The organism is Halobellus rarus (assembly GCF_024494595.1).
GTDB classification, from domain to species: Archaea; Halobacteriota; Halobacteria; order Halobacteriales; family Haloferacaceae; genus Haloquadratum; species Haloquadratum rarum.
On record NZ_JANHDI010000001.1, the window covers coordinates 564,592 to 579,071 of the forward strand.

Consider the following 14,480-nt stretch of genomic DNA (forward strand, 5'->3'; position numbering starts at 1 on the left):
CCGCGGCTCTTTTTGTACTCGCGACCGCAACGTCACGTATGGATTCTGCGGATACCGACGACACACCTCCGGAGCGTCAGTCGGCCGGGTTCAAGGATCGGACCCGGATCGACGACGCCCGCCGCACGCTGCTCGACGCGGCGACGCCGCACGACCGAACCGAACGGCTCTCGCTCGTCCCCGCGGACGGCCGCGCGCTCGCCGAACCGATCGCCTCCGCCCGCGCGGTCCCCGATTACGAGCGCTCTGCGATGGACGGCTGGGCGGTCCGCGCCCGCGACACGTTCGGCGCGTCGGATCGCTCGCCGGGCGTCCTCCGCGTCGCGGACGGCGAGGCCCGATCGGTCCCCGAGACGGCCGTCGGTCCCGAGACCGCCGTCCGGGTCCACACCGGCAGCGAACTCCCCGAGGGTGCCGACGCCGTCGTGATGATCGAACACGCCGAGCGCGTCGGCGACGACCTCGAAGTGTTCGACGCCGTCACCGAGGGCGAGAACGTCGCGCCCGTCGGCGAGGACGTCGCCGAGGGACAGGGGCTGTTCGACCCGGGACACCGCCTGCGTCCCTCCGATCTCGGCCTCCTGAAGTCCGTCGGCGTCGACCGCGTGAGCGTCTACGAGCGGCCGACCGTCGGCGTGATTCCGACGGGCGAGGAGCTGGTCCAGGAGGACCCCGAACCCGGCGAGGTGATCGAGACCAACGGGCTCACCGTCTCCCGACTCGTCGAGCGCTGGGGCGGGCGCCCCACCTACCGCAACGTCGTCACCGACGACGAGGCGGCGCTGCGGGCGGCGATCCAGCGCGACCTGACGAAGGACGTCGTCGTGACGACCGGCGGCTCCTCGGTCGGGGCGCGGGATCTCCTTCCGGAAGTCGTCGACGACCTCGGCGAGGTGCTCGTCCACGGCGTCGCGCTCAAGCCGGGACACCCCGTCGCCCTCGGGCTCGTCGAGGACACGCCCGTGGTGATGCTCCCCGGCTATCCCGTCGCCGCCATCGTCAACGCCGTGCAGTTCCTCCGGCCGCTGGTGAAGCACATCGGACACTTCCCGAACGGTCCACAGCCGACCACCGAGGCGCGACTCGCGCGGAAGATCCCGAGCGAACCCGGCGTGCGGACGTTCGTGCGGGTTCGGCTGGAGGACGCCGAGAACTCGGACACCGAACCGACCCCGACAGCGGCTGACACCGACGACGGCCCCGCCCTCCCCGAGGCGACGCCGACCCGCGCGTCCGGGTCGGGTATCCTCTCCTCGGTCGCGCTGGCCGACGGCTGGGTCGCCGTCCCCGAGGGCCGCGAGGGATACGACGCGGGCGAGACCGTCACCGTCGAGCACTGGGAGTGGTCGGCGTGACCGACCGCAAGCAGTTCCACGACCTCGCCGACCCCGACGTGGCTCACGAAGCGATCGAGGGACTGGACCTCACCCCCGACCCGGAAACGGTCCCGTTGTCGGAGGCACGCGGCCGCGTGCTCGCCGAGCGGATCGACGCCGACCTCGACGTCCCGGGATTCGACCGCGCGAGTATGGACGGCTACGCCGTCCGCGGCCGCGACACGTTCGGTGCCGACGAGGCCGACCCGGCCGAACTCGAACTCGTCGGTTCCGTCCACGCCGGGGCGGAACCCGACGTCGAAGTCGGTGAGGGCGAGGCAGCCGAGATCTCGACCGGCGCGGTGATGCCCGACGGCGCGGACGCGGTCGTGATGGTCGAGCGCACCGAGGAGGTGGGGGCATCGGCCGTCGCGGTCCGCACGGCCGTCGCCCCCGGCGACAACGTGATGCTCGCCGGCACCGACGTCGCCGCCGGCGCTCGCGCGCTCGGCCCCGGAACGCGGCTCACGCCCCGCGAGATCGGCCTCCTCTCGGCGCTCGGGATCGACGAGGTCCCCGTCCGCGGCCGGCCGACGGTCGGCATCGTCTCGACGGGCGACGAACTCGTCCGGCCGGGCGAAACGCTCCACAGCGAGCGCGGCGAGATCTACGACGTCAACAGCTACACCATCGCCGCGGGCGTCGAGGAGGCCGGCGGCGAGGCGGAACTGTACCCCCACGCGGGCGACGACTACGAGCAGATGGAACGGCTGCTCGTCGAGGCCGCCGCGGAGTGCGACCTCGTCCTCTCCTCGGGGTCGACCTCGGCCTCCGCGGTCGACGTCATCTACCGGGTGATCGAGGAGCGCGGCGACCTGCTCTTGCACGGCGTCGCCGTCAAGCCCGGCAAGCCGATGCTCGTCGGCGAACTCGAGGACAGCGCGTACGTCGGCCTCCCAGGCTACCCCGTCTCCGCGCTCACTATCTTCCGGACGTTCGTCGCGCCGACGATCCGCGACGCCGCGGGGCTCCCCGAACCGCAGACCGCGACCGTTCGGGGGAAGATGGCCCTCCGCGAGCGCTACGGCGAGGGCCGACTCCGCCTGATGCCCGTCGGCCTCGTCACCGACGAGAGCGGCGAGACGCTCGTCTACCCCGTCGACAAGGGGTCCGGCGCGACGACCTCGCTCGTCGAGGCCGACGGCGTCGTCGCGGTCGACCCCGACACGGAGTACCTCGGCGAGGGCGAAGCCGTCGACGTGCAACTCTTCTCGCCGGACGTGCGCGCGCCGACCCTGCTGGTCGCCGGGGAGGACGACCCCGCGCTCTCGCGGTTGCTCGACCGGCTGGACAACCCGCGCTTCCTCCCGGTCGGGAGCCGCGAGGGCCTCCGTCGACTCGGCGGCGGCGTGCCGGACGCGGCCGTCGTCGCCGGTCCGGTCGACCGCGACGTCGACACCGTCGACCTCGGCGGCTGGACCCGCGAGTGGGGCCTCGTCGTCCCCAGCGGCAATCCCGGGGAGATCGCCGGACTCGCGGACCTCGCCGACCGCGATCTCGCCTTCGTCAACCGCGGCCGCGACGCCGGCGTCCGCGCGAGCCTCGACGCCGCGGTCGACGAGTTGGCCGCCGAGCGCGACGTCCCCCGGGCGGACCTCACGGCGTCGATCCGCGGGTACGAGATCGGCTCGAAGGGGTTCGAGAGCCCCGCCCGGGTCGTCGCTCGGGGAGACGCCGACGCGGGCCTCGGCCTCCGTGCGACCGCGGAGAAACTCGGCCTCGGATTCGTCCCGCTCGGGACGGAATCGGTCAGGATCCGCGCGAACCCGGACCGAACGGAGAAACCGGGCGTCGCGGAACTGTCCGCGGAGCTCGAAGACGCGAGCGAGGACGGACTGCTCGCGTCGCTCGCGGGCTACAAAAGCGAGTAATCGGGACGTCTCGGATTTTCGGAGTCGACTATTCGACGGTTCCGCCGTCGGCGGCGACGTCCAACCCCACTCCGCCCAGCGACAGCTCGTCGAACGAGGAGACGCGGTGGTCCGCGAGGACGCAGCGGCCCCGGTGCTCCGGCGAGTGTCGCTCGACGTGGATGCCGTCGAGTCCGGCGTTCCAGGCCGCGCCGACGTCGCTCGCGCCGTCGCCGGCGAGGACGCCGCGGCCGGGTCGAGACGGGTCGCGACCGAGCCGTTCGATCGCCTGCCGGACCGGCCCGGGGTCGGGCTTCCACCCGGTCTCGGCGGTGCAGGAGACGAACGCGTCGAACCAGTCGCCGACGTCGAGGTGCTCGACGACGGGTTCGGCGAGGAACTCCTGACAGTGCGTCACGACGCCGACCGGCACGTCGGCGGCGAGTTCGGAGACGAGGTCGGCCGCGTCGTCGTGGAGGTACGTCGCCTCCGCGCGCGCCTGCGGGTCTTCGACCGCGTGAAACGCCGGCCAGAAGGTGTCGGGGTCGATGCCCCACTCGCGGAGCTGCGGGTCGCGCGCGCCGCCGAGGCCGTGCCAGAGGACCTCCGCCTCGCGGTCGGTGAACTCCCGACCCACTCTGTCGCCGACGCGGTCGAACACCTCGCGGGTGTAGGACCATTCGGCGTCGACGAGCGTGCCGTCGAGGTCGAACAGCCAGAAGTCGTAGGTGGCGTGGCCCGGATCGGTGTTCATCGGACGAGCGCTACGCCGCGCCCCCGTAAGTGTATTTCGGCGACCGCTCTCAGTCGTCGACGACCCGGATGCTGGACCCGAGGTGTCTGTGGAGGACGTCGCGCGCACTGTCGCCGTCGAACGGCTCCGGGTTCGACTCGATCGCGTCTTCGAGCGCCTCGCGGTACGCGGAGTCGAGGCGCAGTTCGCTGAACGACACGTCCGCGACGGGCACCGACAGCCACGACTCGGCGAGTTCGCGCGCGTGGCGCTCGTCGCCGACCTCCCCGCGCCAGAGCGCGTCGCGGAAGAACAGCCACTCGCCTTCACCCGGCGGATCGGCGGCGACCTCGACCGTCGCCTCGACTGTCTCCGGGGAGATGTCTACGCCCGCGGCCGTCTCGAACCGCACTGTCACCCGGAACACGTAGGCGGCGTCCACGGTCTCCGCTCAGTACTCCGAGTCGAAGAGGTTCGCCAGCCGGATGTCCTTCTCGGTGATTCCACCCTCCTCGTGGCTGGTGAGTCGGACCTCCACCTCCTCGTAGCCGATTCGAATCTCGGGGTGGTGGAACTCCTCCTCTGCGACCTCTCCGACCTGCGTGACGAACGAGATGCCCGCCAGGTAGTCGTCGAACTCGTACGTTCGTGTGATCTCCTCGCCGTCGCGCTCCCACTCGTCGGGAAGCTGCGTTCGGACCTCGTCGTCTGAGAGTAGCTCCGCCATACCGACTACGTCTCTCGCCGGGCGCATAACGTTTCTCCCGGGACGTCCCTCTCGGGACTGTCGAGAAGGGGGGGGGCAGAACCGATCAGTCGTCGGAGGCGCTCTCGAGGACGTACTGCGGTACTTCCTCGTCGCTCGACCGCTTCGTCTCGCAGTCGCCGGCGGCGTCAGCCGTCGAAGCGCCTGGCTTCCCGCCGCCTCCGTCCTCTCGCGCGCTTCGCTCCCGTCGGGAGTTCGACGCGACCGACGTCCGCGACTCGCCGAACTCCGGATCGAAGAGCGCCATCGCCGTCTGAATCGTCGACCAGTCGTCCTCGGTGGCGGCGTCGCGGAGGCTCTTCGTCGGCGCGGCGAGCAACTGGCCGACGAGCGCGTCCGCCATCGATTCGACGGTCTCGCGCTGCTCGTCGGTCAACTCGCCCTGCGCCTCCAGTCGCGAGATCGCGGTGTCGACCTCGCGGGACTTCACCTGCTCGGCCGCCTCGTACATCGTGCTGATCGCCTCGTCGGCCTGGCGGCGCTTGTAGGTGTCGAGCAGCCGATCGAACTCCGCGTCGATCATCGCCTCGACCTCCTCGGCGGCGGCCTTTCGAGCGGCTTTCGTCTCCTCGGTGACCGACTCCAGGGCGTCGATGTCGTGGACGACGACGGCGTCGACCTCCGCGGCGTCGGGGTGGACGTCGCGCGGCTGTGCGAGGTCGATCACGAGCGTCTCGCCCGCCTCGTCGACGTCCTCGGGATCGAGGAGGTACTCCGGGTGGCTCGTCGCGGTGACGACGACGTCGGCGTCGCCGAGCGCGTTCGCGACCGCGTCGAGCGACACCGCTCGGGCGGGCGTTTCGACGGTCTCGGCGACGTGTTCGGCGTGCGGCACAGTTCGGTTGGCGACGGTCAGCTCGGCGACGCCGGCGTCCGAAAGGGCGTTGGCCGCGAGCTTGCCCATCTCGCCGGCACCGACGACGAGCGCCGTCGCCCCGTCGAGATCGATCTCCGTCTCGGCGAGTCGCGCGGCCGCGGAGCCGATCGAGACCGCTCCCTCGTTGATCCCCGTCTCGGTCCGGGCCCGCTCGCCCACGTGGACCGCCTTCGTGAGCCCGATCTCCAGCGTCGGTCCGAGCGCGCCCGCGTTGCGGGCGATCTCGATCGCGTGCTTGAACTGCCCGAGGATCTGGTCCTCGCCGAGGACGAGCGATTCGAGCCCCGCGGCGACGCGGATCAGGTGTCGGAGGCTCTCCTCGTGTCCCGTCTCGACGACGGCGTCTTCGGGAGCGTCTCCGTGGACCGCTTCGAGCGCTCGTCGCCCCCGCTCGGTGGATTCGGCGACGACGTACGCTTCCGCCCGGTTGCACGTCTGAATAGCGAACGCTTCGCTGACGCCCTCGGCGTCGAGGAGCGTCTCGACGACCGCCCGGACGTCTTCGCCCGCCGCGTCTTCGATCTCGTCGACGCCGGCGCGGTCGTGCGACACACGGGACCCACAGATCACTCCCACGTCCATCGGTCACCCCCTGTCGTGTTCCGTATCACGCGTGTCGCCTCTCGACGGGGATTGGACGCCCCCGTACGTAAAGCCTTCCAAACCAGCGGGTCGCGAACCACCGCCCGGATCGCATCACGACGCGCGGACGGATCGAGGTTCGAGGCCCGCAGTTCGGCCCGTAACTCGCCGGTCAGTTCCGCCATCGCCTCGGCCCCCTCGACCTCCGATTCGATCCGCTCGCGCAGGTACTTCGCGAGCGCCGGGCTCCGCCCGTCCGTCGAGATCGCGACCCGGACGTCTCCGTCCGCGACCGTCGCGGGCACGACGGCGTCGCGAACCCGAGCCGACGCCGTGTCGTCCGATTCGACCGAACTGCTGTCGGCCCGGTTGACGAGCAGGTCTCGCTCGCGCGCCGCGGCCGCGACGGCGTCGTTCACCGCGTCGTCGTCGGTCGCGGCCACGACCAGCGCCGGATCGCTCCGCTCGATCCACGCGCCGACGTCGTCGGGCGTCGGCCGCGCGCGGACCGGCGCGATCTCGCCGGCCGCGGTCTCGTCGGTCTCCCAGTCGCTCCCCTCGTCGAACTCGGGGCTGACGACGACGACGCGCGCCTCGACGGCGAACCGGCGGGCCTTCCGCGCGCCGACCGGTCCGCCGCCGAAGACGAGCACCGTCTGCCCGGTGAAGTCGTGGTACAGCGGGATCATTTGCGTGGGTCTCGTTCCGCCTCTCCGATCATTCGGTGTTCGCCGCGGCCCGCTCGTCGAGTCTGATCCCCGTCTTCTTCAGGATTCCAGTCGAGAACAGCGAGTCCCAGTCGTCGTCGCCGACGTCCCAGTACTCGCTCATCGTCTCGCGCACCTGCTCGATCCGGCGCTCGCTCTCGGCCTCGGAGCGCCCGTGGGTCATCGCGAAGAAGTTGTACGGCCAGACGCCCTCGTGTCGCGGTCGCCGGTAGCAGTGGGTGACGAACGGCAGCGACGCCACCGCGGGGCCGACCTCGTCGACGACCTCGTCGGGAACGTTCCAGACCGTCATCCCGTTCTCGGTGTAGCCGAGCGCGTAGTGGTTCGGCACGACGCCGACGCGCCGGACCTTTCCTTCCTTCTCGAACCGCTTGATCGTCTCGACGACCCACCCGGTGTCGCGACCGATCGCGTCGGCGACGTCCGCGTAGGGCGTCTCGGTGATCGGCAGGCCGCCCTGGATCTCGACGACGAGGTCGCGTTCGGCGGGCGTCAGCGTCTTCGACTCCGTCGGGGTCACATCGGGGCCGAGATCGGACAGGTCGACGTCGCCGTCGGGGATCGGTCCGTCGACGAGGAACTTCGCCTCCACGCGGAACTCCCGCTGCTTGGGGAGGTTGTACGTTTCCTGACCGGTCTCGCGTTCGATCTCTCCGAGCACCGCCTCGACGCGGTCCTCGTCGGCGACGCTGACGACGAACCACATATTGAGGTGGGGGTGCTCACGCTCGTAGTTGTGGGCGACCTCCCGGTGGGAGTTGACCGTCTCGGCCACCTCGTCGAACCGGTCTTCGGGCGCGTGGATCGCGACCAGCGTGGCCGTCCCGCCGATCTCCTCGGCGTTCACGAGCGCGCCGAAGCGACTCAGCGTGCCGGCCTCGTCGAGTTCGCGGACCCGCCCGAGCAGTTCGTCCGCGCTCACGCCGACGCCACGCTCGCGCAGGGCGGCCGCCGCCGGTTCGAACGGCCGTTCGACGACGGGAAATCCGCCCTGGAACGCGTTGATGACGGCGCGGTCGAGAACCGAGAGATCCGGGTCGTCCGCGTCTGCCTCGCTCATACCGTACGCTCAGGCTGCCGGAAGGATAAGCGTCTCGAAGGGGTGAATGTACCCGAGGACCCCAGCGGGGCCCCGCCGCTCAGGGTTCGTCCGAGTCGGTCACCCGGAACTCCGAGGCGGCCGCTCCCGAGCCTGCCAGCACGGACGTCGCGGGGAGTTCGATCCGAACCCTGGACTCGCCCGGATGCGTCGGGAACGTCAGCCGACCGTGGGAGTTCTCGACGATCCACTTCACCATCCAGAGGCCGATTCCCTGTGCGTGATTCAGCGACGTCTCCTGCCCGGTCCGGAGCGCTCGCTGATCGTCCGCCGGGATCGGATCGCCCGGATTACGCACCTCGAGGACGACCGTTTGCTCGTGGACGTCGAGCGAGACGTTCGCTACCGGTGGCGACCGTTCCTGATGCTGGACGGCGTTTTCGAGCAACTCGTCGAGTGCTTCGCCGAAGTTCTCGTCCGCGAGCACGGTCGGGGACGCCCCCAGCGCCGTCGTGATCTCCGCGCCGGGGACTAGGCTTCGCGTCCGTTCGACCGACTCGATCACGGCCCGTTCGAGGTCGATCGGTCCGAGCCGCCCCTCCGAGAGCGTCTGCTCGACGTACCGGGCTTTCTCGGACGTCCGAACGATCTTCTCCGCGTACTGACTGGCGGTTTCGAGGCGCTCACGGTATTTCTCGGGTAGCCCCTCGTCCCGGCCGACGTCCGCGAGGTGTCCCAGCACGATGTTGAGTTCGTTGCGGATGTTGTGGCGTAGCGTTCGGTTGAGAACCCCGATGCGCTGCTCGCGCTGGACGACGTCGCGACGCGCCTGCGAGAGGTTGTACGTCTGCTCCAGCATCAACCGCGCCTCCAGTTTCGACGTCTCCGAACGCCGGAACTCCTCCGGGGGGACGTAAAAGGGGTTCTCGCAGATCCGACCCCGGTAGACGATCTGCTCGTGGGTCCACAGCGCCTTGCTGATCGACTCCTGATCGAATCGATCGAGGCTGTACTGGCAGAGCGCCGTGACCGGGAGGTCGGGCGCGCAGGCGTCGAAGTCGGACTCGAACTCGAGGACGTGATCGAACGAGAAGGAGGTGTGGAAACACCACGTGTTCTCGCCGGCGACGCTCAGTCCGGTGTACCCGGCGTCGACCGCCTCGGTCGTGGCGTCCTCGAGCGCGCCGATCATCGCCTGTGGGTCGAACTCCTCTTTTAAGTACACCTCGGTGGCGTCTTCGATCCTGAGCGCGCCGGCCGCACGCCGCTCTTCGACGTCGATGTCAGCCATCTCGAACGCCCGCCGCACGGCGGCGACGTCGTTGTCCTCGTACAGGTACAGGAACTGCCGCCCGCGTCCGAGTTCGTGCTTCGCGAAGGCCGCAGACACCGTCAACTGCGTCTCGACGTCGTCGTAGAAGAGCGCCAGGTGCCGAGGCAGATCCCGATCGATGAACTCCGAGCGGATCTCGCCGAGAGTCGGCGTCCCCTTCCGCTCTTTCGGTCTCGTTCGCTCGGTTTCTGGCGCCATATCGCACCCGTCTCGATGAACGGATATTTATCTTTTCCACCGTCGAAACCGGGGTGTGAGGCCCGTATCGGGACAGTCTACGGCACCGCAGTCACGCGATCAACGTGATCCAGCGCCTCGAGGTCTTCGGCGAGGGCGTCCTGATCGAGGCCGGCCTCGTAGTAGAACACGATGTCGAACGTCCCCTCGCGGAGCAGCTGTTGACACTCCCAGACGAACGCGTCGTCGTCGAGCGTGAGTCCCTGAAACTGGTTGGAGGCGAACTCGTCGGTGTCGTTGCCGGCGTAGATGTACGTCTCGCCCTTCTCGGCGTGTTCGGCGATCACGTCGTTGATCTCGACGGTGAGTTCCTGCATCTCCAGGTCCTCCTGGCTCTCTAAGGTCGTGTGGACGATCGCACCGAGAAGTTCGATCTCGCCGGGTTCCAGCAGCGCGAGCGTTCGCTGGTAGAGGTCTTCTTCGAGTGTCTCGCTCATACCGGAGCGTCGACCGCGCGGAATAAACGGATGGCGGTTTCGGCGTCCGGTCCGCCCCGCCCGACGGGAACGCTTTTTTCCCCGCGCGACGCCCTTCAGCCATGGCTATCGGCGATCTCTCCTCGGTCGAGGGAACGGACGACGTCCACTACGTCGACGTCGGACTCCACGACACCCCGCGGCACGGGTCCGTCTACGTCGTCGACGGCGACGAACCCGCGATAGTCGACACGGGGACCGGTTGGAACCGCGAGTACGTCTTCGACGCGCTGGCGGAACTCGACATCGACCGCGAGGCCGTCGAACATATTCTCCTGACGCACGTCCACCTCGATCACGCCGGCGGCGCGGGCTACCTCGTCGAGGCCTGCCCGAACGCGACGGTTCGGACTCACGAGATCGGCGTGCCCCACCTCGTCGATCCCGAACGGCTCGTCGCGGGGACCAAGGACGCCGTCGGCGACAACTGGGACTTCTACGTCGACCCGAAACCGATCCCCGATGAGCGCATCGAACCGCTCGTCGACGGCGACGAGATCGACCTGGGCGACCGCACGCTCTCGGTGACCCACACGCCGGGACACGCACCTCACCATTCGGTGTTCTTCGAGCCCGACGACGGCCTGCTCTACACCGGCGACGCGACCGGGATCTACGTCCCCGAGCGCGACGAGATCCGAGAGACCTCGCCGCCGCCGCAGTTCGATCTCGAGGGGTGTCTCGCCGACGTCCGCACGATCGAGGACCTCGCGCCCGAGACGCTCTGCTTCGGCCACCACGGCGACGTCGAGTACGACCCGGCGCTGATGGAAGGCTACAAGCGGACGCTCGTCGAGTGGGTCGAGGCCGTCCGACGGAAGCGGGCGGAACTCGGCGACGACGAGGCCGTCATCGAGCACTTCGAAGAGCATTCCGAGATGGTCGAGGTGTGGGGCGAGCGGAAGGCCCGCGCGGAGGAACGACTGAACACGCGCGGCGTCCTCGCCTCACTGGACAGACAGGCCGAGGACACGTAGCGTAGCTGTGTCGCGCTCCGGTGAGAGACGGAGGGAGTGAAAACGCTCTCTGGGGAGAGGGTTTCGGACGCGTCTCGGAATCAGACTCTCGAAAAGGCGGGTCCGCGTGGTTCGACCCTCGCCCGTGCGGCGGCCGCGCGACCCGACCGACCGTGTCGCGTTCGGTGGTGCCGGGGCGGCGTCCGCGTCTCGGCCTCAGGACCGCACTGTCATCAGCGTTGTCGTGTCGGCTCCCGCTCTGCCCGCGGGGAATCCGTCGGGCCGTCGGGAATCAGTCGTCCGCCGGCGCGGGGCTGTCACCGCTGGAGACGCCCGTTCCGGGGCCGACGTCGATGCCGAGTTCGTCGAGTCGGTCGTCGGGCACGACGCCGTCGACCCACTGGCGGCGCTCGTAGTATTCCGCTTTCATCTTGTCGAGTTCGCAGAGCTGGCCCTCGGCTCCGCCCTGTCCGGGGATGGCCTCGTCGTGTCCCTCGACGAACCGCCCCGGCAGCGAGTCGTCCTCGCCGTCGAAGCCGACGAGGTTGTTGTAGTACCGTTCGAGGGTGTAGATGCGGTCGCCGGCCTCCATCAGTTCGTCCTCGGTGACGTCGAGACCGGTCATCCCGTTGTACTGGGCGACGTACTCGTCGATGCCCTCCGCGAAGGCGTTGAACTTGCAGATGTCGAAGGAGTCCGAGATGGCGTGGAGGTCCTGGAAGAGCGCGCACAGCTCGCCCTTGCCCTCCCACTCGGAGGGGTCGACCTTCTCCGGGATGCCGAGGATCTCCGCCGACGGCGTGTACCCGCGGAGGTGACACGCGCCGCGGTTCGAGGTGGCGTAGCCGATCCCCATTCCCTTCATCGCGCGCGGGTCGTAGGCGGCGATCGTCTGCCCCTTGACCGCCAGCGAGTTGTCGTGCGCGTCACGTTCTTCCGCCACGCGGCGGGGACCCTTCGCGAGGAGTTCGCCGAGTTCGGACTCCCCGTGGGCGATCTCCTCGAGCAGGTCGATCATGTGCTCGGTGTCGCCCCACTCGAGCCCGTCGTCCAGGTCGTCGAGTTTGCCCTGCTCGTTCATCTCCATCGCCATCGCCATCATATTCCCGGCCTCGATGGTGTCGATACCGAGGTCGTTACACCGGTTGATCATCACGGCGATGCTGTCGCGGTCGTCGTTCATCGAGTTCGGGCCGAGCGCGTACGCCGACTCGTACTCGTAGGACTCCCCGCGGACGTTCATCTCCTCGCCCTTGTGTTCGTAGGTGACCTCGGTCTCCTTCTTGCAGGCGACCGGGCAGGAGTGACAGGTCGGCTCGTCGACGAGGATGTTCTCGCGGACGTTCTCGCCGGAGACTTTCTCGGCGTCGATGTTGGGTTCGCTCGGGTCCTCCTCGGCCTCGGAGTGCGTCGAGGTGTATCGCCCGTTCCGCGTCGGCAGCCCGTCCATCTCCTCGGCGAGGTTCATCAGGACGTTCGTGCCGTACAGCGACAGCCCGCCCTCGTTGGGGCCGGTGACGTCGGACTCCCGGATGAGCTGCATCGCCTGCTGATAGCCCTCGGTGAACGTCTCCGGTTTCTCCGGCTTGGGCATCTTCGTCCCGGACTTGACGACGACCGCTTTCAGGTTCTTCGAGCCCATCACGCAGCCGGTGCCGCCGCGGCCCGAGGCGCGGTCGTCCTCGTTGATGATGCAGGCGTACTTCGTGCCGTTCTCGCCGCCCGGTCCGATCGCCATCGCCGAGAGGTTCTTGCCGAACTGACCGTCGTGGCCCTCCTCGATGGCGTCCATCGTGTCGTGGACGCCCATCCCCCAGAGGTCCGAGGCGTCTCGGAGTTCGACCTCGCCGTCTTCGACGTAGGCGTAGACCGGCTCGTCGGCCTGCCCCTCGAAGAGCAGCCCGTCGAAGCCGGACCACTTGAGCCGCGCGCCCGACCAGCCGCCGTGGTGCGAGTCGGTGACGGTCCCGGTCAGCGGCGATTTCGTACAGACGGCGATTCGACCGCTCATCGGGGCTTGCGTTCCCGTGAGCGGGCCGTTCATGAACGCGAGCAGGTTCTCCGGGCCCTCCGGATCGACGTCCGTGCCATTGTCGAAGACGTACTTCACGCCGAGGCCGCGCCCGCCGATGTACTTGCGGGCGTCTTCCTCGTCGATTCCCTCGTACTGCACGTCCCCGCTCGTGAGGTCGACGCGGGCGACGTGGTCGTTGAATCCACCTAGATCTGTCATAGTTAATGTCCGTCCTTACCTTAGGGCCGAATTCTGTTAGTCGTTACCACCGCGGGGTAACCGGAATACGTTACGTCCGCTGCCACGAAAGCGACCCTGCTCTCCGCGGGAACGACGCCGCCGAGAGAGGCCACGCACAGACGACGGAGATTTACCGGTTCGTCGAGTACCGACTCCCAATGAGTCAGCCGAGTCCGGAGGTCTACGAGCGGGGAAAGGGGATGGACGCCCACAACCAGGTGATGCGGGAGATACGGAGTGAAAAGGAGAAACACTACGATCCCCACGAACCGACCCGGGTCTGGCTCGACGAGGACAACACCCCAGACGGCGTGGTCCAGTCGCTGACGATCATCCTGAACACGGGGGGCTGCCGGTGGGCCCGCGCCGGCGGCTGCACGATGTGCGGCTACGTCGCGGAGTCCGTCGAGGGCGGCAGCGTCGCCCACGACGCCCTGATGGACCAGATCGACGTCTGCCTCGAACACGAGGCCGAGAACGCCGAGGAGCCCGCGGACCTGATCAAGATCTACACCTCCGGGTCGTTCCTCGACGAGCGCGAGGTCGGGGCCGAAACCCGAACCGCCATCGCCGAGACGTTCGCCGACCGCCAGCGGATCGTCGTCGAGTCGCTTCCGGACTTCGTCGACCGGGAGAAGATCGCCGACTTCACCGACGTGGGCCTGTCGACGGACGTCGCGATCGGTTTAGAGACCGCGACGGACCGGATCAGACACGACTGCGTGAACAAGTACTTCGACTTCGCGGACTTCGAGGCCGCCTGCGAGGAGGCCCGCGACGCCGATCTGGAGGCCGACGGCGTCGACGCCGGGATCAAGGCGTACCTCCTGATGAAACCGCCGTTCCTCTCGGAGTCGGAGGCCGTCGACGACATGATCTCCTCGGTCCGCCGGTGCGCCGCAGTCGACGGCTGTCACACCGTCTCGATGAACCCGACGAACGTCCAGCGGTACACGATGGTCGACGAGCTGTTCTTCCGCGGCGGCTACCGCCCGCCGTGGCTCTGGTCGGTCGCCGAGGTCCTCGAATCGACCGCCGACGTCGACGCCATCGTCGTCTCCGACCCCGTCGGTCACGGCTCCGATCGCGGTCCGCACAACTGCGGCGAGTGTGACGACAGAGTACAGAAGGCGATCAAGGACTTCGACCGCCGGCAGGACCCTTCCGTTTTCGAGCAGGTCTCCTGCGACTGTGAGGCGACCTGGGAGTACGTGATCGAAGCGGAGACGAGCTACGGGATGCCGCTGGCGCGGTAGGGGCTCACAGGCCTGTG

13 protein-coding genes are annotated in these 14,480 nt (G+C 68.8%); 4 read left to right on the forward strand and 9 right to left on the reverse strand.

Annotated elements, in window-relative coordinates; all coding sequences use genetic code 11:
• Nucleotides 1–38 precede the first annotated feature (38 nt).
• Both NO876_RS03000 and NO876_RS03005 read left to right on the forward strand, forming a co-directional pair.
• Nucleotides 39–1,355: a molybdopterin molybdotransferase MoeA gene (locus NO876_RS03000; RefSeq protein ID WP_256420173.1), complete on the forward strand. Its 1,317-nt coding sequence runs from the start codon at nt 39–41 to the stop codon at nt 1,353–1,355.
• Entirely contained in the window at nt 1,352–3,247 is a 1,896-nt protein-coding gene (locus NO876_RS03005; RefSeq protein ID WP_256420174.1) for a molybdopterin biosynthesis protein, read from the forward strand. Before NO876_RS03000 ends, NO876_RS03005 begins: the two co-directional genes overlap by 4 nt.
• Nucleotides 3,248–3,275: 28 nt before the next feature.
• Here NO876_RS03005 and NO876_RS03010 read toward each other — a convergent pair whose 3' ends face one another.
• From NO876_RS03010 to NO876_RS03045, 8 genes are all read right to left on the reverse strand, one after another.
• A complete protein-coding gene (locus tag NO876_RS03010; RefSeq protein WP_256420175.1) occupies nt 3,276–3,980 on the reverse strand; it encodes an HAD family hydrolase in 705 nt (234 codons plus the stop codon).
• A gap of 49 nt (nt 3,981–4,029) precedes the next feature.
• Nucleotides 4,030–4,401: an LWR-salt protein gene (lwrS, locus tag NO876_RS03015; protein WP_256420176.1), complete on the reverse strand. Its 372-nt coding sequence runs from the start codon at nt 4,399–4,401 to the stop codon at nt 4,030–4,032.
• Between the two features lie 9 nt (nt 4,402–4,410).
• Nucleotides 4,411–4,686, reverse strand: coding sequence for a 4a-hydroxytetrahydrobiopterin dehydratase (locus NO876_RS03020; protein ID WP_256420177.1), 276 nt, complete (start codon nt 4,684–4,686; stop codon nt 4,411–4,413).
• Nucleotides 4,687–4,771: 85 nt separating this feature from the next.
• The gene (hemA, locus tag NO876_RS03025; protein ID WP_256420178.1) at nt 4,772–6,184 is read right to left on the reverse strand and encodes a glutamyl-tRNA reductase; all 1,413 of its coding nucleotides are present in this window, start codon (nt 6,182–6,184) and stop codon (nt 4,772–4,774) included.
• The gene (locus NO876_RS03030; RefSeq protein ID WP_256420179.1) at nt 6,169–6,873 is read right to left on the reverse strand and encodes a precorrin-2 dehydrogenase/sirohydrochlorin ferrochelatase family protein; all 705 of its coding nucleotides are present in this window, start codon (nt 6,871–6,873) and stop codon (nt 6,169–6,171) included. Before NO876_RS03030 ends, hemA begins: the two co-directional genes overlap by 16 nt.
• A gap of 28 nt (nt 6,874–6,901) precedes the next feature.
• Nucleotides 6,902–7,972 carry a siroheme decarboxylase subunit beta gene (gene ahbB, locus NO876_RS03035; protein WP_256420180.1) on the reverse strand — a complete coding sequence of 357 codons (1,071 nt, stop codon included), beginning with the start codon at nt 7,970–7,972 and terminating at the stop codon, nt 6,902–6,904.
• A 79-nt stretch (nt 7,973–8,051) separates the two neighbouring features.
• The gene (locus NO876_RS03040) at nt 8,052–9,482 is read right to left on the reverse strand and encodes an MEDS domain-containing protein (RefSeq protein ID WP_256420181.1); all 1,431 of its coding nucleotides are present in this window, start codon (nt 9,480–9,482) and stop codon (nt 8,052–8,054) included.
• Between the two features lie 77 nt (nt 9,483–9,559).
• Nucleotides 9,560–9,958 (reverse strand): DUF5778 family protein, encoded by a 399-nt coding sequence (locus NO876_RS03045; protein ID WP_256420182.1) that lies wholly within the window; start codon nt 9,956–9,958, stop codon nt 9,560–9,562.
• Between the two features lie 101 nt (nt 9,959–10,059).
• On the opposite strand from NO876_RS03045, the gene NO876_RS03050 reads away from it, so the two are divergent.
• Nucleotides 10,060–10,974, forward strand: coding sequence for an MBL fold metallo-hydrolase (locus NO876_RS03050; RefSeq protein WP_256420183.1), 915 nt, complete (start codon nt 10,060–10,062; stop codon nt 10,972–10,974).
• A 271-nt stretch (nt 10,975–11,245) separates the two neighbouring features.
• Here the strand turns inward: NO876_RS03050 and NO876_RS03055 are convergent, their stop codons facing one another.
• Nucleotides 11,246–13,186, reverse strand: coding sequence for an aldehyde ferredoxin oxidoreductase family protein (locus NO876_RS03055; protein WP_256420184.1), 1,941 nt, complete (start codon nt 13,184–13,186; stop codon nt 11,246–11,248).
• A 179-nt stretch (nt 13,187–13,365) separates the two neighbouring features.
• Here NO876_RS03055 and NO876_RS03060 point away from each other — a divergent pair, with 179 nt between their 5' ends.
• Nucleotides 13,366–14,463 (forward strand): archaeosine biosynthesis radical SAM protein RaSEA, encoded by a 1,098-nt coding sequence (locus tag NO876_RS03060; RefSeq protein WP_256420185.1) that lies wholly within the window; start codon nt 13,366–13,368, stop codon nt 14,461–14,463.
• Nucleotides 14,464–14,480: the final 17 nt, after the last annotated feature.